This is a genomic window from Deinococcus aestuarii (assembly GCF_018863415.1).
GTDB lineage: Bacteria > Deinococcota > Deinococci > Deinococcales > Deinococcaceae > Deinococcus > Deinococcus aestuarii.
In genome coordinates this window covers 298,324-321,194 of the sequence record NZ_JAHKSN010000002.1, presented here as the reverse complement: position 1 = coordinate 321,194, position 22,871 = coordinate 298,324, and the positions used below count along the sequence as shown (strand labels likewise).

The window sequence follows — 22,871 nt, the reverse complement described above, 5'->3', positions numbered from 1 at the left end:
GACACCACCCGCCCGCGGTGTGCTCTTCACCCCGGCGCCTCACCCTGCCCGCCCTCGCCCGGGACGACCGGGACGACTTCGTGAGCCTTGAGTGCCGGCCGGAGTTCGCCGTGCGGACCGAGTTCGAGAAGCTGCCGGAGGTGGGTGCCGCCCTGGACGCCTTGCGGGCCGCGCCCCGCCGAGCGGTGGGGGAGGGGGAGCGAACTCACCGCAGATGCGGCCATGTCCGGGCGCCGGGTGTGGCACCCTGGGGCCCATGACCGAAGACGCCCACGCCCAGGCGAATGCCGAGCAGGTACAACTGCTCCGCGAGGCCCTGGAAGTGCCCGAGGAGCCGCAAGACGAGCCCCCCGCCGACCTCCTCCCGGAGGACTCCTCGGAGGGCGGCCTCACGTGGTGAACGCGGGAGCCGGGTGGACGGAGCCGGGAAAGGACCGGCGCGGCTCAGCCCCGGTAGCGGGTGCCCTTGCGGAGCACGGTCAGCGTCCCCTTGGACACGCCGAGCTTGCGCGCGTTGCCCACGCCCCGGACCAGGATGTCGGCCGTGCGGCGGTAGCGGCTGTTCATGGTGTCGTTGACCACGTACACCCGGCTGTGACCGTTCACGGTGACGCGCACACGCGCCCCGCAGCCCACCTGACGCAGCAGGTCGCGGCTCAGGGCGATCTGGCCGCGCCGCGTGGGCCCGCAGGCCGAGATGTGGGGCGTGCGGTCGGTCTGGGCCCGAACCGCGTTGTAATGGCTGACCCGGGCCAGCCGGTAGGTTGCCGCCTCGGCATTGACTCCATCCAGCGCGAGGGCTCCCAGCGCCGCGATCACGTAACGTCTCATAACGCGGCACCCTAGCGTCCACCCCACACCAATTCCGTGACCGTGGTATTTGACAAACAGGCGGTCTTCTGTTGGAGGAAGTGCCCCCGCCCTGCCTCGGTGGATAGGGCGGGGGCATGAGGGCCCTACTTGACGACGAGGTTGATGATCCGCCCCGGCACGTAAATCTCCTTCACCGTCGTCTTGCCCTCGATGAAGCGCGCCACGTCCGGATTCGCGCGAGCGGCGCTCAGGGCCTCCTCCTGAGAAGCGGTCTTGCTGATCTCCACCTGCCCGCGCACCTTGCCGCTCACCTGCACGCCGATGGTCACTGTGTCGCGGGTGGCGGCGGCCTCGTCCACCTCCGGCCAGGACTGGACGTGGACGCTCTCCGACCCCCCGCGCTCCATCCAGATTTCCTCGGCGATGTGGGGCACGACGGGGGCCAGCATCCGGTTGAAGATGTCCAGCGCCTCGTCCCAGGCGGGGGTGCCGAACGCGGGGGAACGCTTGGCCTTCACCAGCGTGTTCGTCAGCTCCATCAGCGAGGCGATGATGGTGTTGAAGCTCAGGCGCTCGAAGTCGCCCGAGACCTTTTTCAGGGTGGAGTGGACGGCGTAGCGCAACTCGCCCTCCGTCACCTTCTCCTCGGGTCCGGGGACCTTCTCGTCGAAGTACAGGGCCCAGACGCGGCTCAGCCACTTCGACGGGCCGTTGATGCCGCTGGGGTCCCAGGGGCCGCCCAGCTCCCACGGCGCGATGAACATCAGGTACGCGCGCACCGTGTCCGTCCCGTACTCGCGCACCAGGTCGTCGGGGTCCACCACGTTGCCGCGCGACTTGCTCATCTTCTCGCCGTCCGGCCCCAGGATGATGCCCTGGTTCCGCAGCGCCCGGAAGGGCTCGCTTTGCGTCGTCAGCCCCATGTCGCGCATCAGCTTCGTCCAGAAGCGCGAGTACAGCAAATGCAGGATGGCGTGCTCGATCCCGCCCGTGTACAGGTCCACCGGCATCAGGTCGGCCTTCGCCGGGTCGTAGGGGTGCGCGTCGTCGTGCGGCGACAGGTAGCGGTACATGTACCAGCTCGAATCCACGAAGGTGTCCATCGTGTCCGTGTCGCGCTCGGCGGGGCCGCCGCAGACGGGGCAGGTCGTGGCGATCCACTCGCGGTCCAGCTTCAGGGGGCTCTGGCCGGTGGGGGTGAACTCCACGTTCTCGGGCAGGCGGACGGGCAACTGGTCGTCGGGGACGGCCTGCGCGCCGTGTTCCGGGCAGTACACGATGGGGATGGGCGTGCCCCAGTACCTCTGGCGCGCGAACAACCAGTCGCGCAGGCGGTAGGTCGTCTTGGGTTGCGCCACGTCCAGCTCGGCCAGCCGGTCGATCACGGCGGTGATGTGCGCCTTGCCGCCCTTCATTCCATGCAGCGGCCCCTCGTTGACGATCATGCCGTCGCCCGCGTACGCCTCGGTGACGGTCGCCGCGTCCATCGGCTCGGCGCCCTCGGGCCGCACCGTCTCGATCACCTCCAGCCCGAACTTGCGGGCGAAGTCCAAGTCGCGCTGGTCGCCGCTTGGCACCGCCATGATCGAGCCCGTGCCGTAGGTCGCCAGCACGTAGTCGGCGATCCAGATAGGGATTTGATGCCCGCTGACCGGATGCGTGGCATAGCTCCCGGTGAACACGCCCGTCTTCTCCCCGCTGTCCTGCTGGCGCTCCACGTCGGTCTTGCGGCCCGCCGCCTCGACGTAGGCGCGCACCTCCTCGGCCTGAGCTTCGGTCGTCAATGCTGCCACCTTGGAGTGCTCGGGGGCCAGCACCAGGAAGGTCGCGCCCATCACGGTGTCGGGGCGGGTGGTAAAGACGGTCTCCGGCCCGGCGGGCGTGTCGAAGGTGATCTCGGCGCCCACCGACTTGCCGATCCAGTTCGTCTGCATCAGCCGCACGCGCTCGGGCATGTCGGTGTCCGAGAAGTCCAGCAGCTCGTCGGCGTAGTCGGTGATCTTCATGTACCACTGGCTCAGGTTGCGGCGCTCGACGGGGGTGCCGCAGCGTTCGCACGCCCCGTCCACGACCTGCTCGTTCGCCAGCACGGTCTGGTCCTTGGGGCACCAGTTCACCGGGCCGTCTTTCTTGTAGACCATGCCCCGCCGGAAGAACTCGGCGAAGAACCACTGGTTCCAGCGGTAATACTCGGGGTCGCAGGTGGCGAACTGGCGCGACCAGTCGATCATGGTGCCCATCCGCCTGAACTGGCCCGTCATGTGCTCGATGTTCGAGTACGTCCACACCGCCGGGTCCAGGTTGTTCCTGATCGCCGCGTTCTCGGCGGGCAGCCCGAAGGCGTCGAAGCCCATCGGGAACAGGACGTTGTACCCGCGCATTCGCATCCAGCGCGCCCGCGCGTCCGGCGCCACGTTCGCGTACCAGTGGCCGATGTGCAGGTTGCCGGAGGGGTACGGAAACATCGTCAGGGCATAGTGCTTGGTTTTGGCCGGGTCCTCGCGGAAGGTGTACAGCCCGTCTTGCTCCCACTTTTCCTGCCACCTGGGCTCGATGGCGTGCGGGTTGTAGCGCTCGGCGCGCGATTCCTGAATCTCGATCTTGGACATAAGGGTCACTCCTTGGCAACAAGAAAACGCCCCGGCCATACGCAGCCGGGGACGGACTCGCTCAGGCCCTTGGGCTAGGCGAGGCGTCCCCGGGTGGTAAGCGCAGAGCGGATCACGCCCCCCAGTGTAAAGGAGTCGGGGGCTGGGGGAAAGGGCCGAATGGCGGAGGCCGGGCGCATCATGCGCACATGAACTCCCCCGGATGGATCGCCCTCGGCCTGCTCGCCGCCCTCGGTGGGGCGGGGGTCACCGTCTTCGGCAAGCTGGGGCTGGAGGGCGTGAACCCGACCCTCGCCACGGCCCTGCGCGCGGTCATCATGGCGCTGGTGATGGTGGCGGTGGCGTTCGGAACCGGGCAACTGGGACCCCTCCTGAGCGGAAAGACGGACCTCAGCGGGCGGGCATGGCTCTTCATCGTCCTGGCGGGGATGAGCGGGGCGGGCTCGTGGCTGGCGTACTTCGCGGCGCTCAAGACCGGGCCGACTGCCGGAGTCGCCGCGCTCGACCGCCTGAGCCTCGCCTTCATCTTCCTGTTCAGCGCCCTGGCCTTCCGGGAGCCGCACGGGTGGCGCGGGTGGGTGGGCGTGCTGGTGCTGCTGGCCGGGGTGTACCTGATGGCGAGTGATCGGTGACGGGCGGTGGCCGGTCACACGTCGAGCGGCCTGGGCACCCTGTGAATCAGGTCGCGGGTCGCTCAGCCGTCAGTCGGGCGATGGCCTCCACGACGGATGGCAAGGCTTTAAGGACGAACTCGTGTTCGTGGGGTTGACGCGCGAGGAACGCCAGATTGTCGAGCGCCGACAGGTCCGTCAGCGCCCTGATGGAGGGTTCGACCCCTCCGGGCAGACCCCTGACGCTCCGGTAGCCCTCCATCAACGCGGCGCGCTCGGCGGGCCCGAAGTCCAGCACGGCGTAGGCGATGTCGTACAGGTACGCTCCCCAGCCCAGTCGCCCGAAGTCGATGATGCGCAGGGTTTTGCCGTCCCACAAGAGGTTGCCGGGGTGCGCGTCGCCGTGGATCAGGCCGAAGCCGCCCGGCACGTTGTGCAGGGGTTCGAGCAGGGCCTCGAAGGTCGGCCAGCTCGCCTCAATGGTCGCGGCCTCCCGATCCGTCACCCGGGCTGGCCCGAGCAACGTCTGCATGTTCTCCCAGTGGCGGCGGAAGGAGGCGAGGTCGTAGGTGGGGCGCTCGAACCCCTCGGGGGGCACGAAGGCTTCGGCGTGGCGGTGCAGTGCGGCAAGGAGCCCGCCCGCCTGTCGCGCCTGCACTACGTTCAATGGCCCACCGATCACGTCGCCCGGGACCCACGTCAACAGGGACGCGAAGGGGGTCCTACCCGGGCCGCCGAGTTCGACCAGCCCTTCGCCCGAGAGGCTGCGGCGGGGTCGCGGGAAGACCCCATCGCCGACCCCGCCGAGCGAGTCGAGCCACACGAGTTCGGACGTGACGGCGCGGGCACCGAGGTCGGGGGCGGTATGCAGCCGCAAGACGAGCGGGTCGCCTGTGGGCGTATCCACGCGGAGGACGGTGTTGTCGCTGACCCCCAGCAGGGTCAGGCGAGCGTCCGGGAGCCCGAAGGTGGTGATCGCCCTGGAGGCGAGCGCTGGATCGAAGGGACTGGGCGTCACAGGGCCAGGTTACGAGAGCCGTGCCGCCCCCCGGTAGGCACGGTGACGGAGGCCAGCGCCCCGCACTCCAGGCACGACGCCCAGTCACGCACGCTGAAGGTCACCCCAACAGATTCGCCACTCCGCCCACCGTCAGCGCGATCACGACCGTCCCGAACACATAGGAGAGGACGGCGTGCTGGAGGAGCAGTCGGCGCATCGGGCGGGAGTTGACGTTCGTGTCGCTGACCTGATAGGTCATGCCGATGGTCAAACCCAGATACAGGAAGTCGCGGTAGTCGGGGTCGGCGGCGGTGCCGTCGCCCTCCAGAAACAGGATGCCGCCGCCGTCTTGGTAGTAGCGCCGGGCGTAGTGCAGGGTGTACTCGGTGTGCAGCAGCAGCCACGACAGCACCGTGGTCACGACCGCCAGCGCCGTCAGGCCGAGCGCCCACCCGGGCCGCTGCCGGGCGAGGGCCAGCGCGAACCCCACGCCGAGCAGGCTGACGAGGGCCGACATGACGGTCAGCAGTAACGCGAGTGCCCGCGTGTCGTCCTCCCGGGTGGCGAGTTCCCGGGTCCGTTCCGGGGTGGAGCGCAGCAGCCTCGGCCAAATCTGGATCAGCACGGCCAGGCAGAGCGTGTTCCAACCCAGCAGAACGCGCACGATCAGGGGCCAGCGGTCGGGAAGCAGCGCGGCCACCGCCACGCCCAGCACCGCTCCGACCAGGAACCGGGTGACCGCAGGCGGAGGCAGGGGGCGGGAAGCAGTCACCGGGCCAGGATAGAGCGTGCCCGTGCTTATCCCAGGCCGTCCCTCCCGCCCGGCGCCGATCAGGGTCACCCGCTTGGGTCCCCGCCCGGAACCGGGAAACCAGCGCCCGCCGCAGGGCCTCCCGGACGCGGCCCCGCTCCCCTTCGGTCAGACGTGGCAGCGCCGGACGGCCGTGCAGGTTGTGGTCGGTGCCGTCCTGGGCGGCCACTTCTGCGGGGGACTTGGCCCTCACGCGTCCGACTACCCGCCCAGTTCCGCCACCAGGTCCACCCGGTCCAGGCCCGGGCCATAGCTGTCCGGCACGCGCCGCACCTCCCGGAAGCCGAAGCGGGCGTAAAAGGGCGCGGTGTGCTGGCTGGTGTCCAGATGAACCTCCCGCGCCCCCAGTTCCCGCAGGCGCCCCAGCCGGAAGTGCAACAGCGCCGACCCGTAGCCCCGACGGTGGGCGTCCCGCGCGACCATGCCCCAACTGAAGCCCGCCGGACGCTCCGGATGCTGCGGGTCGAGCCACACGCCGCCGCACGCCACGACCCTTCCCCCGTCCTCCAGCACGAAATATTCGCCGTACTCGCCGGAATCGAAGGGCTGACCCAGCCACTCCTCGAACTCCGCCCGCTCCTGCGGCACAAAGAACCCGGGCACGTTTGAGTCGAAGAGGACGAGGCAGGCGTCACGGTCGGCGGAGGTGAAGGGGCGGACGGTGCTCATGCGGCCAGCCTAGGTTTTCCTCCGACAACAGCAAAAGAGCCATCCGGCGGATTGGACGGCCCTCCTGCTGACTGCTGAAAGCTGATGGCTGACCGCTCCCTCAGTACTGCCGCCCGAAGATCACCCGCTTGCCGTACGCGGCGGGCCGTCCGGTATGCACGCACACCCCGCCCTCTTCCCGCTCGGCGAAGAATTCCGCATCGTCGAGAGGGATGTTGCGGATGGTCGCCTTGGTGTCCTCCTTGATCTGCCGCTCGCTCTCAGCGTCGCCGCAGTGGAAGGCCAGTACCCACTTCCCGGCCTCGATGGCGGCCCTGAATTCCTCGTAGGTGTCCACCTTGACGGTGTTTTCGAGCATGAAGTCGGTCGCCCGCTTCAGGAGCCAGGCCTGAATGCCGTCCAGGCGCGAGCGCATCCCGCTGACGGCCTCGTCGCGGCGCAGGGTCTCCTTCTCCTCGGCGTTGCGGTTCTTGACGACCACGACGCCCTGCTCCAGATCGCGGGGGCCGAGTTCGACCCGGACGGGCACGCCCTTGAGTTCCCAGTCGTTGTACTTGAAGCCGTTCGTCACGCCGTCGCGCTTATCGACTTTCACGGAGAGGCCCTGGGCGCGGAGTTCGGCCGCCAGCTTTTCCCCCTCCGCCACCATCTCGTCGAAGTTGTCCTTGCGGCCCACGGGAATCACGACGACCTGAATGGGCGCGATGCCCGGGGGCATGATCAATCCCTGGTCGTCCCCGTGCGTCATGATGATCGCGCCGATGATGCGGCTGGAGATCGCCCAGCTCGTCGTGTAGGCGTACTCCTCCCGCTGCTCGCGCGTCTGGAACTTCACGTCGAAGGCTTTGCTGAAGTTCTGCCCCAGGTAATGCGAGGTGCCGCTCTGGAGCGCCTTGCCGTCGCGCATCATCCCCTCGATGGAGTAGGTGGCGACCGCCCCGGCGAAGCGTTCGGAGGCCGTCTTCTCGCCCCGCACGACGGGCAGGGCGAGCACGTCGCGGCAGAACTCGTGGTAGAGGTCGAGCTGCTGGCGGACCTCGGCGCGGGCCTCCTCCTCGCTCGCGTGCGCCGTGTGCCCCTCGTGCCAGTAGAACTCGCTCGTCCGCAGGAACGCCTTCGTCCGCAGCTCGGCGCGGAAGACGCTGCCCCACTGGTAGTGCAGGAAGGGGAGGTCGCGGTAGGAGTTGAGCCACCCGCTCCACATGTGGCCGATGATCGTCTCGGAGGTGGGGCGCATCACGTAGGGCTCGGCGAGTTCCTCCGTGCCGATCTTCGTCACCGTGAAGAGTTCGGGCGCGAAGCCCTCGACGTGTTCGGCCTCCTTCGTCAGGAAGTTCATGGGGATCAGGGTGGGGAAGAGCAGCGACTCGTGCCCGGTCGCCTTGAAGCGCGCGTCCAGCCAGCGCTCGATGTTCTCCCACAGGGCCGAGCCGTAGGGCCGCACGACCATCGTGCCCGCCACGGGGCTGTTGTCGGCGAGGTCGGCCTTCTTGACCACCTCGTTGTACCAGTCGTTGAAATCCACGCTCTGGGGCGTCACCCCGTACTGCTGCGCCTTCTTGTCGCCCGCCTTCGTCATAACGGCCATCATAGCGGGGCGGGGGAGGCGGGCTGAATCCGCCGCCTGGCCCACACGGCAGGCCGAATGGCGGGGCTGTTAAGCTGCGCCCATGCTCAGAATCGGCTCCATCGTCTGGGGCGTGCGCGACGTGCCCAGGGCCATCCTGTTCTGGACGCGGGCGCTGGACTACCGCCTCCGCAACGAACCCGACGAGGACTGGGCCGTTCTGGTGCCCCGGGAGGGACCGGGCGTTCAACTGGCCCTCGACCTCGTGGATTCCGAGAAGGCGCGGCGCCACCACCTCGACCTCTATGCCGAGGATCAGGCGGCGGAGGTCGAGCGCTTACTGGCGCTGGGGGCAACCCGCGTGGACTGGCGCTACGAGCCGGAGGCCGACTACGTGGTGCTGGCCGACCCCGACGGCAACCGCTTTTGCGTGGTGCAGAAGGATTGAGGCGAGAATGAGGGCGTGACCGTTCCCGACCTCGCCCGCACCATCGCCGCCCAGGTCGCGCAGGTTCCCGGCGTGGTCGCCGTCTCCCTCGGCGGCTCGCACGCCCGCGGCAACGCCCGCCCCGACCTCGACCTGGGCCTCGCCTACGACGCCGCGTCCCCCTTCGACCTGACCGCGCTGGGCGCCCTGTGCCGTGATCTGGACGACTCGGGCACGGCCTCAGCCACCCCGCCCGGCGGCTGGGGCCCGTGGGTGGACGGCGGCGCGTGGCTGACGGTGGGGGGGCAGCGGGTGGACTTCATCTACCGGGAACTCGGGCGGGTCGAACAAAGTGTGAAGGGCGCGCTGGCCGGACGGGTCAGCCTGCACGCGCAACCAGGGCACCCCCACGGCATCCACGGGCACCACTACGCGGCGGAACTGGCGACGGGAGTCCTCCTCCACGACCCGGAAGGCAAGTTGGAGCGGCTGAAGGTACGGCTCGGAGGCTACCCGGCGCCCCTCGCTCAAGCCCTCGAAGGGCACTACGGCTGGCAACCCGGCTTCTGGCTGGACGGCGCGGTGGGGGGCCTGAAACGCGGCGACGTGCATGACGCGCAGGGGCGCATGTACCAGGCCGTCATGGCGCTGGTGCAGACCCTCTGCGCGCGGGAGCGGGCCTGGATTCTGAACGAGAAGGGGGCGGTCGCGCTGGCGGGGGCATTGCCGGGGGCTCCACATAACTTCGCAGCTCGGGTCAACCTGGCGCTCGCGGCGCTGGACGTGGAGGCCGTGCGGAATCTGGCCGCCGAGGTGGGCTGGGGTCGGCCGGGGGTACATGGAGATTCCCCCAACGTTGGGTGACCGTCCCCCCTACCTGACTGTCATCTGATTCGCCGCAGGGGCCCCGTAGGCTACGCGCATGACTCAGAACGACGGGCAAAACGACCAGAGCGTCGCCAACCAGATCGACGACCGGATCGACCAGAACCTCCGCGAACGGCTGGAGGCCCAGGGTGAGCACATGCAGGTCAAGGACATGAACGGCGAGCACGTCGGCACGGTGGACCATGTGGAGGGTGACCAGCTCAAGCTGACCCGCACCGACAGCCCCGACGGCCAGCACCACTACGTGCCCCTCTCGCAGGTCGAGAGCATGGACGACGTGGCGGTGTACCTCAACGTCAGCCGCGATCAGGTGCAGTAACACCAGCCATACGGGGAGGGCGGTGGGGGAGACCTCGCCGCCCTCTTCCCGTTGGCCTACCCCGCTTGGCAGATGTGTTTCCCAGCCCGGTCTGGAAGGCTTTCTCCCATGCCGGACACCGTGTACTTCTACCGCACCGCCCACCCCTTCTCGAACTTCCATCTCAGTGTCTTTACAGAGGACGGCGTGACCTACCGCTGGGCCGAGCAGTACCTGATGACCCGTAAGGCCCGGCTCTTCGGCGATGAGGAACGGGTTGCCGCCATCCTCGCCGCCCGCACCCCGGCGGAATGCAAGGCGCTGGGCCGCCGCGTCACCCCCTACGACGACGGCGTGTGGGCGCGTAAGCGGTACGGCGTGGCGCTCGACATGCTTCGGCTGAAGTTCGGGCAGAACGATGGGCTGCGCGCCGTCTTGCTCGACACGGGAGACGCCCTCCTCGTCGAAGCCTCACCCACCGACCGCATCTGGGGGATCGGCTTTTCGGAAGGGGAGGCGGAGGCGCACCGCCGCATCTGGGGCGAGAACCTGCTGGGCCGCGCGCTGATGGAGGTGCGGTCGGAGGTGCGGGGATAGAAGGGGTCCCGCTGGTGGAACCGTTCCCACTTCCGGCTATCCTGGGCAGGTGCTCAAGTCAGACCTGGGGGCGCGGCTGCGGACCGCGTTCGACGACGACCGTGACGCCGATACGTTCCTCCTGCGCCTGGAGCGGTACGGAGACGACCTGCAAGGGAGCCTGCGCGCCGTATACGGGGACCGGGCGGACGCGCTCTTCGACCGCCTGACCGAGGTCATGCTCCACGCCTACCACGCCCGCCCCGCCGACCTGCGCAGGCTCGACGAAGCGCGGCTGCTGCGCCCCGACTGGCTCCAGTCCCCCGACATGATCGGGTACGTCACCTATGCGGACCGCTTCGCTGGGACCCTGAGGGGCGTGGGCGAACACCTCGACTACCTCCAGGGCCTCGGGGTGAAGTACCTCCACCTGATGCCCCTCCTCAAGCCCCGCGCGGGCGAGAACGACGGCGGTTACGCGGTGCAGGACTACCGCGCGGTGCGGGACGACCTGGGCACGATGGACGACCTCTCGGCCCTGGCGCGGGGGTTGCGTGAGCGCGGCGTCAGCCTCGTCCTCGACCTCGTGCTCAACCACGTGGCCCGCGAGCACGAGTGGGCGGAAAAAGCCCGTGCGGGAGACTCCAAGTACCGCGACTACTTCCACATCTTCCCCGACCGCGAGAGGCCCGACGCCTACGAGCGGACCCTCCCCGAGGTCTTCCCCGACTTCGCGCCGGGCAACTTCTCTTACGACGACGCGGCGGGGGGCTGGGTCTGGACCACCTTCAACGCCTACCAGTGGGACCTGAACTGGGCCAACCCGGATGTCTTCCTGGAGTTCGCCGACCTGATCCTGTACCTCGCCAACCGGGGGGTCGAGGTCTTCCGGTTGGACGCCATCGCCTTCATCTGGAAGCGGCTGGGCACGACGAGCCAGAACCAGCCCGAGGTCCACCACCTCACCCGGGCCCTGCGCGCCGCCGCCCGGATCGTGGCGCCCGGGGTGGCCTTCAAGGCCGAGGCCATCGTCGCGCCCGCCGACCTGATCCACTACCTCGGCACGCGGTCACACCACGGCAAGGTCTCGGACATGGCCTACCACAACAGCCTGATGGTGCAGATCTGGTCCACCTTCGCCAGCCGCAACACCCGGCTTTTCGAGGAGGCGCTGCGGGCCTTTCCCCCCAAGCCCACGAACACGACCTGGGGCATGTACGTCCGCTGCCACGACGACATTGGCTGGGCGATCAGCGACGAGGACGCCGCCCGCGCGGGCCTGAATGGTGAGGCGCACCGCCGCTTCCTCAGCGACTTCTACAGCGGCGAGTTCCCGGGCTCCTTCGCGCGCGGCCTCGTCTTCCAGTTCAACCCCGCGACCGGGGACCGCCGCATCAGCGGGTCGGGGGCCAGCCTCGCCGGGCTGGAGGCGGCGCTGGAGGCCGGGGACGGGGGCCGGGTAGACGACGCCGTGCGCCGCCTGCTTCTCGCCCACGCGGTTGTCCTGGGCTTCGGCGGCGTGCCCCTGCTGTATATGGGCGACGAGCTGGCGAGGCTCAACGACTACGGCTTCACCGAGGTCCCCGAACACGCCCCCGACAACCGCTGGGTCCACCGCCCGAGGATGGACTGGGAGTTGGCCGAGAAGGTGGCGACGGAACCCGACTCGCCCGCCGGACGGGTCAACGCGGGCCTGCGTCACCTGATCCGCGTCCGGCAGGAGACCCCGCACCTCCACGCCAGCATCGAGAGCCACGCCCTGCCCAGCCCCGACGGGCGGGTGCTGCTGCTGCGGCGCGACCACCCGCTCGGCGTGATGGTGCAGGTCTACAACTTCAGCGAGGGGGAGGTGGATCTCCCCGCCTATGTGCTGCGCGACCACCTCGGTGAGCACGCGACCGACCTGCTCGGCGGGAGTGCCTTCACCTTCGGGCATTACCCGGTGCATCTGGAACCCTACCGGGCACTGTGGCTGGTGAGCCGGGAGTTCCCGGGATGACCCGTCCCCGCCGCGCCCGTATCCCGGTCGAGACCCTGCTGGGCGCCGCCCGCAACGCCGCCGAACGCCTGACCCAGCTCAGCCGCGACCCCGAGGTCCGGCGCGAGGCGGCGAACGTCGCGCAGGCCGTGACGCGGCTGCTGGCGGCGATTCGCAAGAGCGGGCAGGGGCCGAAGCCGCCGGGGTAAGGGGCCACGTCACCCTTGCCCCCTCCCGCCCCCTTCGCGTATAGTTTCCCCTTGGCCTAAGTGGGACGGGGCGGCCAACGGTCTCCGGCGAGAGACGGCCCCAGCCCCCAGACGGAACCCTCCTGACGGAGTGGGACCGGGCTAAGGAGCAAGCAATGCCGAAGATGAAGACCAAAAAGAGCATGACCCGCCGGGTGAAGGTCACGGCCACCGGCAAGGTCATGGCGTTCAAGAGTGGCAAGCGCCACCAGAACACCGGCAAGAGCGGCGACGAGATTCGCGGCAAGGGCAAAGGCTTCGTGCTCGCCAAGAGCGAGTGGGCCCGCATGAAGCTCGGGCTCGTCGTCGGGAGGAAGTGAGCCATGCCACGCGTCAAGACCGGGATCGTCCGCCGCCGCCGCCACAAGAAGGTGCTCAAGCGCGCCAAGGGCTTCTGGGGCAGCCGCTCCAAGCAGTACCGCAACGCCTTCCAGACGCTGCTCAACGCCGCGACCTACGAGTACCGCGACCGCCGCAACAAGAAGCGCGACTTCCGCCGCCTGTGGATTCAGCGCATCAACGCCGGTGCCCGCCTGCACGGCATGAACTACTCCACCTTCATGGGCGGCCTCAAGCGCGCCGGGGTGGACCTCAACCGCAAGGTCCTCGCCGACATCGCCGCCCGCGAGCCCGAGGCCTTCCGCGCGCTCGTGGACGCCGCGAAGGGTGCGCGGAGCCAGTAAGCGAGCTGTTTTCAGAGGGGCCGCCTCCCACCGTGGGGGCGGTTTTTTTGTGGCAGAAATTGATGGAAGTCGCTGAAGTCTTCGATGGTCGAAGATGAGCGGCATGATCCGAGCGCGTCCCTGGACCCGCGCTGACCTCCGCGTGCTGGAGCCGCTGCTGGCCGCGTCGTTCGGGCGGTCGGACTTCGATCTGGCCGACGAGCTGGACTACTTCCCCGATCCGGTGCCGCCGGGGTGGCTCACGGCCTGGGGCGGGAACGCCGAACCGTTGGGCTTGCTGCGCTTCTTTCCGGCGGGGAACGGCGTGCGGGTCGCGGAACTGTACGCGGTGCCCGGGCCGTTGCGGGAGGGCGTGTGGGAGGCCCTGCTGCGCGGGCTGGTGAGCGCCGTTCCCCTGGTCCCCGGAGAACGCCTGCGCTTCGACCTGGCCCGGGACAACATCGCCCTGCGGACATTGCTGGGCCGAGTCCTCGAAGTGGTCGCGGTGCACGAATACCTGCGCCTCGAACGTGAGGTGGAGGGCCAGGGTCAACCCCCGCGCCCTCCGCTGGCCCCTGAAGACGCCCAGGCCGCCGCCGAGGTCCTCTCCGCCCTCAAGCCCTCTTCGCCGGACACACTGCGGGCGCTGTTCGCGCAAGGGGACCTCACCCTGTCCCGTCGGGACGGGAGGGTCGTCGGTGCCGCCCACGTGGAGGGCCGGGGAGAGGGGGAACGGGAGGTGGTGACCTTCGCCGTGCGGCCCGGTGCACGCGGAACGGGGGAGGGCGCCCGGCTCCTGCACGCCCTCCTCGCGGGTCAACCTGCGGGGACGAGGCGCCTCACGTTGCAGGTGAGGGAGGACAATCACGCCGCGTGCCGCCTGTACGTCCGGGAAGGGTTCCGGGAACGCCCGAGGGGGCGCGAGGTCTGGCTCTTGACCCGTCTTCCACAGCCCGGCTGATGGCCCCAGGCACCCTCCGTCGCTTACGCTATTCCCCATGAGCGTGATCCTGGGCATCGACATCGGCGGCAGCGGCATCAAGGGGGCACCCGTGGACACGGACACCGGGCGGCTGCTCGCCGAGCGCCACCGCATCCCCACCCCGCCGGGGGCTCAGCCCGACGCGGTGAGGGATGTGGTGGCCGAACTCGTGCGGCACTTCGGGCATCAGGGACCCGTGGGCGTCACCTTTCCCGGCATCGTCCAGAACGGGCGCACGCTGAGTGCCGCCAATGTGGACAAGGCCTGGATCGGCCTCGACGCCGACGCCCTCTTTACCGAGGCGACCGGGCGCGACGTTCACCTCATCAACGACGCGGACGCGGCGGGGCTCGCCGAGGCGCGTTTCGGGGCGGGGGCGGGCGTGAGCGGCCTGGTGATGGTGCTGACCTTCGGCACCGGGATCGGCAGCGCCCTGATCTACAATGGCGTGCTGGTGCCCAACACCGAGCTGGGGCACCTGTGGCTCAAAGGCGACCGGGAGGCCGAGCCGTGGGCCTCCGACCGCGCCCGCGAGCGCGACGATCTCAACTGGAAGCAGTGGGCCAAGCGCGCCAGCACCTACCTCCAGCACGTCGAGGCGCTGTTCTCCCCCGACCTCTTCATCATCGGGGGCGGCATCAGCAAGAAGGTGGACAAGTGGGGCGAGCACATCCAGCTCACCCGGGGCAGGTTCGTGCCCGCCACCCTCCAGAACGAGGCCGGAATCGTCGGCGCCGCGATGGTCGCGGGGGGACGGCAGGTCAAGGAGCCCACCCTTCCGGTGGAGGGCAGGGTCAAGGGCCTCACGCCCGGAAACCCCACCGATGCCTGAACCGTAAGGGGAGAGGTATGGGCTTCCTGAAAAAGATGATGGCGGCGGTCGGTGTGGGCGGGGCGCGGGTGGACGCGCGGGTGCAGAACCCGGCGGTCCGGGTCGGCGAGGCGCTCACGGGCACGGTCCTCGTGCAGGGCGGGGCCGCGGCGCAGCGCGTCGAGCGGGTGAACCTCGGCCTCGCCACCCGCTACAAGCACGACGACGGCTACGTCACCCACGGGCTGTTCAGCCAGCCGGTGACGCCCGGTTTCGACCTGCGACCCGGCGAGACGCGCGAGTTTCCCTTCTCGCTCACCGTGCCGTCCGGTACCCCGCTCAGCCTGCCGGGCACGGCGGTCTGGCTGGCGACCGACGCCGACATCGCGGGGGCGGTGGACCCCGGCGACACCGACCCCCTCCAGATCCTCCCCAGCCGCGAGATGGAGGTGCTGATCACGGCGGCGGAGCGCCTGGGCTTCCGGCTCGCCGCGAGCGAGGTCGAGCACCACCACGGGCGCGTCGTGCAGGAACTCAGCTTCCGGCCCCCGCACGGGCAACACCACCTCACCGAACTGGAGATGATGATGTTCCCGGCCTCGGGCGGCCTCGACGTGGTTCTGGAGGTGGACCGCCGCGCCACCGGCCTGAGCAGCCTCTTCACCTCCGAGTTCGGGCAGCGGGGGCGCTGGCATGCGCCCGCCTCCCTCCTCAATCAGGGACCGGACGCGGTGGCGCGCGAGTTGCAGGGCAGAATTCAGCGGCTGAGCTGAAGGCCGTCGGGGCGGGCCGGGGAGAGGGGCACGCCGAGCTTCCCGGCCCGCCCTCAGAATGGGCCGCATGACTGCCTCCAACCCGTCCGGTCTCCACCTCCCCGAACTCCTCACCTGCGACGTGCTCTTCACGGGCGTTGGCGGCGGGCAGTCGCCGGGCGGGGTGGTCGTGGCGAACGGGGTGATCGCGGCGACCGGGGACCCGGAGACCCTGCGCGCGAGTTACCCCCACGCGCGGGAGCGGCGGGCCGGGGCCATCATCGCCCCGCCCCCCGTGAACGCCCACACCCACCTCGACATGAGCGCCTACGACTTTCGCGCCCTGCCCTACTTCCGCTGGATTCCCGAGGTCGTCGTCGCCCAGAGTGCGAAACGGGGGCTGGCGGGAACCCAGGCCGGGGCCGACACCCTCGCGCGGCTGGGCACCGGCGGGGTGGGCGACATCGTGTGGGCGCCGGACGCCATGCCCGCCCTCCTCGCCCGCGAGGACCTGCGCGGCGTGGCGTACTTCGAGGTGCTGGGGCCTTTCCCTGAGGCGGCGGACGAGACCTTCCGGCAGACCCGCGAGCGCGTCGAGGGCTGGCGCCGCCTGGAGCGTCCCGGCGGGCTGCGCGTCGGTCTCTCGCCCCACACGCCCTTCACGGTGGGCCACCGCCTGATGCGCCTCCTGACCGAGTACGCGGCGGGCGAGGGCTTGCCGGTGCAGATTCACGTCGCGGAGCACCCCTCAGAAACGGAGCTGTTCCGCACGGGCGCCGGGCCGCTGTGGGACGCCATGCGCCGCCTGCGTTACCCCGCCGCCTTCTCGGAGGTCATCGGGCGCGACCCGGCCCCCGACCTCACCCCGGTGCGCTACTTGGACGAGCTGGGGGTGCTGGCGGGGCGCCCCACCCTCGTCCACATGGTGAACGTGACCCCGGACGATATGGCCCGCGTGGGCCGCGCCGGGTGCCCGGTCGTCACCTGCCCGCGCTCGAACGCTCACCTGGAGTGCGGCACCTTTCCCTGGTCGGCCTTCGCGGCGGCGGGGGTGGAGGTCGCCCTGGGCACCGACTCCGTGGCGAGCGGCGAGAGCCTCGACGTGCGGGGGGAGGTCGCCTTCGCCCGCCGCCTCTATCCGGACCTCGACCCCAGGGTGCTGGTGCGGGCCGCCGTGAAGGGAGGCCACCGGGTGACGGGCCTGCCCACGCCGACCCTGCGCCGGGGCGAGGCGTGGGATGCCCGGTACGTCTGGTAAAGTTCCCGGCCCCCTGATATACTCCCGAGGTTGCCCGACACGCACCCCAGACGTGCCGGAGGAGGCTCAAGATGAAGAAAGACATCCACCCCAAGGCCGTGCCCACCAAGATCATGTACCAGGGCAAGGTCGTCATGGAAACCCTCTCGACCCGCCCCGAGATCCACGTGGACGTGTGGAGCGGCGTGCATCCCTTCTGGACCGGCGAGGAGCGCTTCGTGGACACCGAGGGCCGCGTCGACAAGTTCAACAAGCGCTTCGGCGACTCGTACCGCACCAAGAAGAAGTAAGGCCGTCAGGCTTCGCCGCCCCGCCCGCGTTGGTGGGGCGGTTTTCGTTTTGCGGAGCGAGGAGGCGCGATACCATCCCTCGTGGCCCTGACAAAGAAGCGTCGTAACTTTCGGTCCATCGTTGTCGCAGACCAGCCCTACCGCTGGAGGTTTACCAGCAAGAACACCGGATTCCTGACGGTCGTGCAGGAGTCGGGCGGAGGGCAGCGTCTGGTGGTCGCCCTGCCGGAATGGCAGGACCCGTGGCTCCATGTGGGAAACGAACTTCGCCCCAACGACCCGGCCCGGATCACCCCCGTCTTCGCTGAGCAGGCCATTCGGCGGGCCCTTGAACTCGGCTGGCAACCTGCTGCTGCGGGCTCGACGTTCGAGCTGGAATTCGTGAACGGGCGTTTCCGGGTCAGCGGAAGCCGAACGGAGGCGAACCCGAGCGAACGTGCTGCCGCCCCCTGGCTTCTATAATCCGGCGCGTGCTCAAGTCCCCCTATCACGGCGGTCACCTGGAGGTGATCGTCGGGCCGATGTTCAGCGGCAAGAGCGAGGAACTCATCCGCCGCCTGACCCGCGCCGTGATCGCCCGGCAGCGGGTGGCCGTGTTCAAGCCCGCCCTCGACCGCCGCTACCACGCCGCGCACGTTGCCAGCCACGCGGGCCGCTCCATCGAGGCCGTCGCCGTGCGGGACGCCTGCGCCGTCCGCGCGCACCTCGCGGGGGAGGGGGTGCTGCTCGCGGCACCCGACCACACCCTGCCCGAGGTGGTCGGCATCGACGAGGCGCAGTTTTTCGGGCCGGACCTCGGGCCGCTGGTGCTGGAACTCGCCCAGGCGGGGGTGCGGGTGATCCTGGCGGGGCTGGACCTCGACTTCCGCGCCGAACCCTTCGGGTGCATCCCCGACCTGCTCGCGCGGGCGGAGAGCGTCGAGAAGCTCACGGCGATCTGCACGGTCTGCGGGGCGCCCGCCACCCGCTCACAGCGGCTGATCGGCGGCGAGCCCGCCCGCTACGACGATCCGGTCGTGCTCGTGGGGGCGCAGGAGAGCTACGAGGCCCGCTGCCGCGTTCACCACCACGTCGTGCGCTGAGGGCCGTGCGCCCCGCCCGCTTTCCGGAGCCGGGGTAGGGTAGGATGAGAACCTAAACGCCCTCCCCGGAGTGTGTCCGATGAAGCCCACCGCCCACCGCGCACTCCACCCCCGCGACGACGAGCCCTGGCAGGACTCGCAGCGGCGGATGTTCCTGCGGCTGGCGTGGCTGGGGACCGTGGCGTGCGGGGTGGCGCTGTGGATCCAGCGCCCGGCCTTCGATCCGCTCGACCGGGTGGCGCTGCCCCTGCTGGCGCTGACCCTGCTCGTCCTCCAGGCGGCGGTGGCGGCCCGCCGGGTGAGGGTCCGCACGGCGGTGACGGTGACGTACGCGGCGACCACGGTGTATTTCCTGCTCGCGCTGGAGCAGCAGTTCCGGACCTTCGCGCCGCAGGTGCACATGCTCAGCGAGAGCACGTACTGGTTCGCGCTGCTGTACGCCGCCCCCTTCCTGATCGCCCCGCCCCGGCAGGCCCTGGGGTGGGCGGGGGGGACCTACGCGGTCGCGCTGGCGCTGTGCCTGTATCACCTCGGGCGGGGGGTGGGGGGCGGTGACCTGCGGCTCACCGGGGCGGTGCTCCAGTTCCTGCTCTCCGGGGCCGTCATCATCGTGGTGCAGGGGACCTTCGGGGTGCAGCGGATGCACCTGCTCGCCGCGCGCGAGGCCGCCTACAAAGACGCCCTGACGGGGCTCGCCAACCGCCGCGCCGCCGAGGAGAGGCTCGCGGCCCTCGCCGGGGAGGGCGAGCCCTTCACCGTGGCGATGTTCGACCTCGACCACTTCAAGCGCCTCAACGACGAGCACGGCCACGGGGCGGGCGACCGGGTGCTGCGCGGCGTGGCGGGGGCGGCGCGCACCGTCTTGCCCCCCGGCGGTCTGGCCGCGCGCTGGGGCGGCGAGGAGTTCTTGCTGATCCTGCCGCCCCTGGAGGGACCCGACGTGCGCCCGCTCCTCGACACCCTGCGCGGGCACCTGCGCGACCTGCGGCACGGCGAGGTCTCGGGTGTCACCGCCTGTTTCGGGGTCGCCACCACCCGGCCCGGCGAGCACCCTGACGATGTGGTCGCCCGCGCCGACGCCGCCATGTACGCCGCCAAACGCCAGGGCCGCAACGACGTGAGGCTGGACGAGACCCACCGGGTGCGCGGCTGAGGAGCCGGGCGGTGTTGCCGGTCTACGCCGTCTCGCGCACGATCAGCCGGGGCTCGAAGCGGCGGGCGCGGGGTGGTCCCCGGAAGCCGCCGAGGCGCCCCAGCAGGAGCTGCGCGGCCTCATAGCCCATTCCCTCGACGGGCTGGTGCAGGGTGGTCAGGCCCCGCGCCGCCGCCCACGGCTGGTCGTCGAAGCCGATGACGCGCAGGTCGCGGCCCACCCCCAGGCCGCGCACCTGCGCCTCGTCGAGCAGGGCCCCCGCGAGGAGGTCGGCGGAGGCGAAGACCGTGCAGGGAAACTCGGCCCCGTCGAGCAGGGCGCACGCCACGTTGCGCGCGGCGAGGGGATCGAAGCTGGAGGTGAACTCGCCCGCGGCCCGGCGCCCCGCCGCCGTGAGCGCCTCGTGAAACCCGGCGCGGCGTTCCTCGAAGACGCGGGTGGTGAAGAGCTGGTCGAGTTCGGTCTCGACCCAGACCGCGTACAGCTCGCCCGGCAGGGTGGCGGCGTACTCGCCCGCCATCCGCCCGCCCGTCACGTTGTCGAGGTAAGCGCAGTCCACCCCCTCGGCGTGGGCGTCCACGAGCACCGTGGGCTGCTGGGGGCGCAGCCGCCGTTCCTGAAAGAGCCCCGAGAGGTTGTAGGTCGCCATCACCAGTCCGTCGGCCTGATAGGCGAGGGTGTGCGAGCCCAGGTACCGCTCCAGCCGCGAGCGGTCGAGCAGCGGGAAGATCGCCACGTCGTAGCGGGCCTCCTGAAAGGCCGTCTCCAGCCCGTCGAGCAGCCGGACGTAGAATTCGGTCGTCACGACGGGCAGCAAGACGCTGATGGTGTAGCTCTTGCCGCCCGCGATGCGCCGGGCGTGCGGGTTGGGCGTGTAGTCGAGGTCATGAATGGCCCGCAGGACCGTCTCGCGGGTCGCGCCCTTGACGGCGGCGTGGCTGTTGAGCACCCGCGAAACGGTGCCGACCCCCACGCCCGCCCGCTTGGCGACATCCTGAATCGTGGGCTTGCGCATCACCGTGCCCCCACCATACCCCGAAGAAGGCCGCGCGTGGAACCTGTTCCACAATGGAATAGGCCACAACAGAGAGGGCGGGCGGGGGACAAAGCGGCCCCGCCCCGCGCCTAGACTGGGGGCACCGAGCCCGGACCGCTCTCAAGGAGGCTCCCCCTTTCCCATGTCCACCCCCACCCCCCTCTTCGTGGCCCTCGCGCTCGCCGCCGTCGTGATTCCCGCCGCCGGACAGCAGGCCGGGCACCACCTGACCGGGCAGACCCGGCCGGGCGCCCCGGCCCAGGCTGCTGCCCTGCCCCTGACGGCGCAGGAAGCGACCGTGGTCGCCGTGCCCCCCGGCGCCACCGAGACGAGCGTGTTCATGACCCTGCGCAACGCGGGGAATACCCCCGTCACCCTGACGGGCGCCCGCAGCCCCCTTGCTGGACACACCATGCTGATGAAGACGCAGCGGGACGCCCGGGGCCGCACGGGCATGACCGCCGTGAAGACCCTGACCGTTCCCGCACGCGGCACCCTGACGCTCTCCCCGACCGGCGACCACCTCATGCTGATGGACCTGACCCGGCCCCTCAAGGTCGGCGAGACCGTGCGCCTGACCCTCGGCGCGGGGCCGGGGCGCAGCCTGAACGTGGACGCCGTGGTCCGCAAACCCTGACATGACCGAGACCTCCCTGCCCTCCACCGGCTCCCCGCCCGCCGCGCGGCCCTGGTACGTGTCGGCCCTCCTCGCCGTGTGCGCCGTCGCGCTGGTGCTGGGGGCGGCCTGGGGGTATGCCCGGCTCAGGAGCCCCTTCCCCTTCTACGGCACCGCCGTGGGCAGCCCGACCGCCGCTCAGGATTTCTCCGGCACCGACCAGAACGGCCGGGCCTGGACCTTCCGGCCGGGCGGGAGCGGGCGCACCACCGCCCTCTTTTTCGGCTTCACCCACTGCCCGAACATCTGCCCCCTCAGCCTCGCCTACCTCGACAAGGCGCGTCAGGCCCTGCCCGCCGCCGAGCGTGAGCGCTTCGACATCGTGCTCGTCAGCGTCGATCCGGCGCGCGACACGCCCGCCCGCCTCAAGGAATACGTCGAGTTCTTCGGCAAGGCGACGGGCGTGCGGGTGCCCGAGCCCGCCCTGTCCGGGGTCGCCCGCGCCTACGGGGTCGCCTACCAGCAGGCCGACGTGAAGGGCCCGCAGGACTACCAGATCAACCACACGACGGGCACGTACCTGATCGACGCCTCGGGCAAGCTGCGTGTGCTGTGGGACTACACCCAGCTTCCGCAGGTGGACCGGGTGGTGCGTGACATCGAGTACGTCATGGAGAACCCCGCCTCGTGAGCATTCCCACCGATCTGAGCCCCGGCCTGGGCAGCCTGCTCGCCCTGCGGTTCGATCCCCTGGTGTGGCTGCCGGTCCTCGCGGCGGCGGGGTGGTACGGGTGGCGCTTCGCCCAGTCCCGGCGCACCCCCGAGGGCCGCGCCCGCTGGCCCGCCTGGAAGGCCGTGCTGTTCGGCCTCGGCGTGGCTCTCCTGATCCTCGCCACCCAGTCCGCCGCGACGAACCTCACGCTGAACAGCATGGCGCTGTACATGGGGCGGCTGATGGTCCTCGCGGAGGTCGTGCCGCCGCTGCTGATCCTGGGCCTGCCGCGCGGTGTCCAGATCGACCCCCGCCGTCCCCTTGGGCGGATGCTCGGCGTGCTGCTCGACCCGTGGGTGGCGCTCGCGGTGTGGTCCGCCGTCATCATCTTCTGGAATATTCCGGCGGGGTTCAATGCCAGCGTCGTCACGAATACCGCCGGGGCGCTGCTGCCCAGCCTCTACCTGCTGAGCAGCCTGCTCGTGTGGGGGGTCGTGCTGCGGCCGCTGCCGAGCGTGCAGCCTGCGGGGATCGGCTCTCGGGGATGGTTCGGGCTGCTCGCCGCGCTGCCGATGATGGCGGTGGCGGCGGTGTGGCTGTACTCGCGGCAGGTGCTGTACACGCCTTACGTCGGGGCGCTGTGTCTGTGGAACCTGACGCCGCTGGAAAACCAGCAGATCAGCGGGTGGATCATGATGGTGGCGGGGGTGCCCGCGCTGGGGCTGGCCTTCATCCAACTGATGGCGTGGCTGATCGAGTTGACGGACGGGGACGCTCGTCCTCCCGCGGCGAAAGGGTGAAGGGGTAGGCCCGGCCTTCAAGGGTGGAAGGCGGGGTTGGTGTTGGGGGGCGGGGCAACTTGCCATGGTTTACCCCCACCCCCCAGCCCCCTACCCCCAAAGGGGGCAGGGGGAGCGGCGCTGCGCTGAGCAAGGGCACACGGGCGGCGCGGGTGGACGGGTCTTTCCGCACGCAATGTTTGATCTTGTCGCGTCCCATCTGCGTGCCCACCGTCTCGCTGT

The 22,871-nt window shown here is 70.2% G+C and carries 29 protein-coding genes; 21 read left to right on the top strand and 8 right to left on the bottom strand.

What is annotated here, in order from left to right:
• Positions 1-26: 26 nt before the first annotated feature.
• Complete coding sequence (locus tag IC605_RS04690) at positions 27-224, bottom strand: hypothetical protein (RefSeq protein ID WP_216319658.1); 198 nt, start codon at positions 222-224, stop codon at positions 27-29.
• Positions 225-256: 32 nt separating this feature from the next.
• On the opposite strand from IC605_RS04690, the gene IC605_RS04685 reads away from it, so the two are divergent.
• Positions 257-400, top strand: coding sequence for a hypothetical protein (locus IC605_RS04685; protein WP_216319656.1), 144 nt, complete (start codon positions 257-259; stop codon positions 398-400).
• 44 nt (positions 401-444) lie between these two features.
• Here the strand turns inward: IC605_RS04685 and IC605_RS04680 are convergent, their stop codons facing one another.
• Both IC605_RS04680 and leuS read right to left on the bottom strand, forming a co-directional pair.
• Positions 445-831: an RlpA-like double-psi beta-barrel domain-containing protein gene (locus tag IC605_RS04680; protein WP_216319653.1), complete on the bottom strand. Its 387-nt coding sequence runs from the start codon at positions 829-831 to the stop codon at positions 445-447.
• A 125-nt stretch (positions 832-956) separates the two neighbouring features.
• The gene (gene leuS / locus IC605_RS04675; RefSeq protein WP_216319650.1) at positions 957-3,422 is read right to left on the bottom strand and encodes a leucine--tRNA ligase; all 2,466 of its coding nucleotides are present in this window, start codon (positions 3,420-3,422) and stop codon (positions 957-959) included.
• Between the two features lie 188 nt (positions 3,423-3,610).
• On the opposite strand from leuS, the gene IC605_RS04670 reads away from it, so the two are divergent.
• Positions 3,611-4,054 (top strand): EamA family transporter, encoded by a 444-nt coding sequence (locus IC605_RS04670; RefSeq protein WP_216319647.1) that lies wholly within the window; start codon positions 3,611-3,613, stop codon positions 4,052-4,054.
• A gap of 46 nt (positions 4,055-4,100) precedes the next feature.
• Here IC605_RS04670 and IC605_RS04665 read toward each other — a convergent pair whose 3' ends face one another.
• The 4 genes from IC605_RS04665 to proS form a co-directional block, all read right to left on the bottom strand.
• Complete coding sequence (locus tag IC605_RS04665; RefSeq protein WP_216319645.1) at positions 4,101-5,051, bottom strand: phosphotransferase enzyme family protein; 951 nt, start codon at positions 5,049-5,051, stop codon at positions 4,101-4,103.
• Positions 5,052-5,151: 100 nt separating this feature from the next.
• Positions 5,152-5,805, bottom strand: a complete 654-nt coding sequence (locus IC605_RS04660; protein ID WP_216319643.1) for a DUF1345 domain-containing protein — start codon at positions 5,803-5,805, stop codon at positions 5,152-5,154.
• Positions 5,806-6,045: 240 nt separating this feature from the next.
• Positions 6,046-6,513, bottom strand: coding sequence for a GNAT family N-acetyltransferase (locus tag IC605_RS04655; RefSeq protein ID WP_216319640.1), 468 nt, complete (start codon positions 6,511-6,513; stop codon positions 6,046-6,048).
• Positions 6,514-6,613: 100 nt separating this feature from the next.
• Positions 6,614-8,101, bottom strand: coding sequence for a proline--tRNA ligase (proS, locus tag IC605_RS04650; protein WP_216320305.1), 1,488 nt, complete (start codon positions 8,099-8,101; stop codon positions 6,614-6,616).
• 82 nt (positions 8,102-8,183) lie between these two features.
• Between proS and IC605_RS04645 the strand changes: the two genes are divergently transcribed.
• From IC605_RS04645 to IC605_RS04570, 16 genes are all read left to right on the top strand, one after another.
• Positions 8,184-8,528, top strand: coding sequence for a VOC family protein (locus IC605_RS04645; RefSeq protein ID WP_216319636.1), 345 nt, complete (start codon positions 8,184-8,186; stop codon positions 8,526-8,528).
• Between the two features lie 15 nt (positions 8,529-8,543).
• Positions 8,544-9,371 (top strand): nucleotidyltransferase domain-containing protein, encoded by an 828-nt coding sequence (locus IC605_RS04640; protein ID WP_216319633.1) that lies wholly within the window; start codon positions 8,544-8,546, stop codon positions 9,369-9,371.
• Positions 9,372-9,429: 58 nt separating this feature from the next.
• Positions 9,430-9,714 (top strand): DUF2171 domain-containing protein, encoded by a 285-nt coding sequence (locus tag IC605_RS04635; protein WP_216319631.1) that lies wholly within the window; start codon positions 9,430-9,432, stop codon positions 9,712-9,714.
• A gap of 108 nt (positions 9,715-9,822) precedes the next feature.
• Complete coding sequence (gene ybiA / locus IC605_RS04630; RefSeq protein ID WP_216319628.1) at positions 9,823-10,290, top strand: riboflavin biosynthesis intermediates N-glycosidase; 468 nt, start codon at positions 9,823-9,825, stop codon at positions 10,288-10,290.
• 49 nt (positions 10,291-10,339) lie between these two features.
• Positions 10,340-12,268, top strand: a complete 1,929-nt coding sequence (locus tag IC605_RS04625; protein WP_216319624.1) for an alpha-amylase family protein — start codon at positions 10,340-10,342, stop codon at positions 12,266-12,268.
• Entirely contained in the window at positions 12,265-12,456 is a 192-nt protein-coding gene (locus tag IC605_RS04620) for a hypothetical protein (protein WP_216319620.1), read from the top strand. The genes IC605_RS04625 and IC605_RS04620 overlap by 4 nt, the downstream gene beginning before the upstream one ends.
• Before the next feature lie 155 nt (positions 12,457-12,611).
• Positions 12,612-12,815, top strand: coding sequence for a 50S ribosomal protein L35 (rpmI, locus tag IC605_RS04615; protein WP_102128131.1), 204 nt, complete (start codon positions 12,612-12,614; stop codon positions 12,813-12,815).
• Between the two features lie 3 nt (positions 12,816-12,818).
• Complete coding sequence (gene rplT / locus IC605_RS04610; RefSeq protein ID WP_216319618.1) at positions 12,819-13,178, top strand: 50S ribosomal protein L20; 360 nt, start codon at positions 12,819-12,821, stop codon at positions 13,176-13,178.
• 103 nt (positions 13,179-13,281) lie between these two features.
• Positions 13,282-14,118 (top strand): GNAT family N-acetyltransferase, encoded by an 837-nt coding sequence (locus tag IC605_RS04605; RefSeq protein WP_216319617.1) that lies wholly within the window; start codon positions 13,282-13,284, stop codon positions 14,116-14,118.
• Between the two features lie 37 nt (positions 14,119-14,155).
• On the top strand, positions 14,156-14,971 hold the full coding sequence (ppgK, locus tag IC605_RS04600; protein ID WP_216319615.1) for a polyphosphate--glucose phosphotransferase: 816 nt from the start codon (positions 14,156-14,158) through the stop codon (positions 14,969-14,971).
• A 17-nt stretch (positions 14,972-14,988) separates the two neighbouring features.
• Positions 14,989-15,723 (top strand): sporulation protein, encoded by a 735-nt coding sequence (locus IC605_RS04595; protein WP_216319613.1) that lies wholly within the window; start codon positions 14,989-14,991, stop codon positions 15,721-15,723.
• A 67-nt stretch (positions 15,724-15,790) separates the two neighbouring features.
• Positions 15,791-16,960, top strand: a complete 1,170-nt coding sequence (locus tag IC605_RS04590) for an amidohydrolase family protein (RefSeq protein ID WP_246580381.1) — start codon at positions 15,791-15,793, stop codon at positions 16,958-16,960.
• Between the two features lie 71 nt (positions 16,961-17,031).
• Positions 17,032-17,250 carry a 50S ribosomal protein L31 gene (rpmE, locus tag IC605_RS04585; protein ID WP_216319610.1) on the top strand — a complete coding sequence of 73 codons (219 nt, stop codon included), beginning with the start codon at positions 17,032-17,034 and terminating at the stop codon, positions 17,248-17,250.
• 81 nt (positions 17,251-17,331) lie between these two features.
• The gene (locus IC605_RS04580; protein WP_216319609.1) at positions 17,332-17,712 is read left to right on the top strand and encodes a hypothetical protein; all 381 of its coding nucleotides are present in this window, start codon (positions 17,332-17,334) and stop codon (positions 17,710-17,712) included.
• Between the two features lie 8 nt (positions 17,713-17,720).
• Positions 17,721-18,332 (top strand): thymidine kinase, encoded by a 612-nt coding sequence (locus IC605_RS04575; protein WP_216319608.1) that lies wholly within the window; start codon positions 17,721-17,723, stop codon positions 18,330-18,332.
• Positions 18,333-18,411: 79 nt separating this feature from the next.
• A complete protein-coding gene (locus tag IC605_RS04570; RefSeq protein ID WP_246580380.1) occupies positions 18,412-19,485 on the top strand; it encodes a GGDEF domain-containing protein in 1,074 nt (357 codons plus the stop codon).
• Between the two features lie 22 nt (positions 19,486-19,507).
• Here the strand turns inward: IC605_RS04570 and IC605_RS04565 are convergent, their stop codons facing one another.
• Positions 19,508-20,500, bottom strand: a complete 993-nt coding sequence (locus IC605_RS04565) for a substrate-binding domain-containing protein (protein WP_216319606.1) — start codon at positions 20,498-20,500, stop codon at positions 19,508-19,510.
• 163 nt (positions 20,501-20,663) lie between these two features.
• Here IC605_RS04565 and IC605_RS04560 point away from each other — a divergent pair, with 163 nt between their 5' ends.
• Genes IC605_RS04560 through IC605_RS04550 form a run of 3 tightly spaced genes read left to right on the top strand, consistent with a single transcriptional unit; the run spans position 20,664 to position 22,649 of the window.
• Entirely contained in the window at positions 20,664-21,158 is a 495-nt protein-coding gene (locus IC605_RS04560) for a copper chaperone PCu(A)C (RefSeq protein WP_216319604.1), read from the top strand.
• 1 nt (position 21,159) lies between these two features.
• The gene (locus tag IC605_RS04555; protein ID WP_216319602.1) at positions 21,160-21,828 is read left to right on the top strand and encodes an SCO family protein; all 669 of its coding nucleotides are present in this window, start codon (positions 21,160-21,162) and stop codon (positions 21,826-21,828) included.
• Positions 21,825-22,649: a cytochrome c oxidase assembly protein gene (locus tag IC605_RS04550; protein ID WP_216319600.1), complete on the top strand. Its 825-nt coding sequence runs from the start codon at positions 21,825-21,827 to the stop codon at positions 22,647-22,649. The genes IC605_RS04555 and IC605_RS04550 overlap by 4 nt, the downstream gene beginning before the upstream one ends.
• The last annotated feature ends 222 nt before the right edge of the window (positions 22,650-22,871 follow it).

Excerpts from the sequence above, each read along its gene's own strand:
- IC605_RS04565 (WP_216319606.1), bottom strand. The coding sequence starts at position 20,500 with ATGCGCAAGCCCACGATTCAGGATGTCGCCAAGCGGGCGGGCGTGGGG.
- ybiA (WP_216319628.1), top strand. The coding sequence starts at position 9,823 with ATGCCGGACACCGTGTACTTCTACCGCACCGCCCACCCCTTCTCGAAC.
- rpmI (WP_102128131.1), top strand. The coding sequence starts at position 12,612 with ATGCCGAAGATGAAGACCAAAAAGAGCATGACCCGCCGGGTGAAGGTC.
- IC605_RS04620 (WP_216319620.1), top strand. The coding sequence starts at position 12,265 with ATGACCCGTCCCCGCCGCGCCCGTATCCCGGTCGAGACCCTGCTGGGC.
- IC605_RS04560 (WP_216319604.1), top strand. The coding sequence starts at position 20,664 with ATGTCCACCCCCACCCCCCTCTTCGTGGCCCTCGCGCTCGCCGCCGTC.
- IC605_RS04590 (WP_246580381.1), top strand. The coding sequence starts at position 15,791 with ATGACTGCCTCCAACCCGTCCGGTCTCCACCTCCCCGAACTCCTCACC.
- IC605_RS04655 (WP_216319640.1), bottom strand. The coding sequence starts at position 6,513 with ATGAGCACCGTCCGCCCCTTCACCTCCGCCGACCGTGACGCCTGCCTC.
- proS (WP_216320305.1), bottom strand. The coding sequence starts at position 8,101 with ATGGCCGTTATGACGAAGGCGGGCGACAAGAAGGCGCAGCAGTACGGG.
- IC605_RS04645 (WP_216319636.1), top strand. The coding sequence starts at position 8,184 with ATGCTCAGAATCGGCTCCATCGTCTGGGGCGTGCGCGACGTGCCCAGG.
- IC605_RS04595 (WP_216319613.1), top strand. The coding sequence starts at position 14,989 with ATGGGCTTCCTGAAAAAGATGATGGCGGCGGTCGGTGTGGGCGGGGCG.
- rplT (WP_216319618.1), top strand. The coding sequence starts at position 12,819 with ATGCCACGCGTCAAGACCGGGATCGTCCGCCGCCGCCGCCACAAGAAG.
- IC605_RS04635 (WP_216319631.1), top strand. The coding sequence starts at position 9,430 with ATGACTCAGAACGACGGGCAAAACGACCAGAGCGTCGCCAACCAGATC.
- IC605_RS04555 (WP_216319602.1), top strand. The coding sequence starts at position 21,160 with ATGACCGAGACCTCCCTGCCCTCCACCGGCTCCCCGCCCGCCGCGCGG.
- leuS (WP_216319650.1), bottom strand. The coding sequence starts at position 3,422 with ATGTCCAAGATCGAGATTCAGGAATCGCGCGCCGAGCGCTACAACCCG.
- IC605_RS04680 (WP_216319653.1), bottom strand. The coding sequence starts at position 831 with ATGAGACGTTACGTGATCGCGGCGCTGGGAGCCCTCGCGCTGGATGGA.
- IC605_RS04685 (WP_216319656.1), top strand. The coding sequence starts at position 257 with ATGACCGAAGACGCCCACGCCCAGGCGAATGCCGAGCAGGTACAACTG.
- IC605_RS04670 (WP_216319647.1), top strand. The coding sequence starts at position 3,611 with ATGAACTCCCCCGGATGGATCGCCCTCGGCCTGCTCGCCGCCCTCGGT.
- ppgK (WP_216319615.1), top strand. The coding sequence starts at position 14,156 with ATGAGCGTGATCCTGGGCATCGACATCGGCGGCAGCGGCATCAAGGGG.
- IC605_RS04605 (WP_216319617.1), top strand. The coding sequence starts at position 13,282 with ATGATCCGAGCGCGTCCCTGGACCCGCGCTGACCTCCGCGTGCTGGAG.
- IC605_RS04570 (WP_246580380.1), top strand. The coding sequence starts at position 18,412 with ATGAAGCCCACCGCCCACCGCGCACTCCACCCCCGCGACGACGAGCCC.
- rpmE (WP_216319610.1), top strand. The coding sequence starts at position 17,032 with ATGAAGAAAGACATCCACCCCAAGGCCGTGCCCACCAAGATCATGTAC.
- IC605_RS04690 (WP_216319658.1), bottom strand. The coding sequence starts at position 224 with ATGGCCGCATCTGCGGTGAGTTCGCTCCCCCTCCCCCACCGCTCGGCG.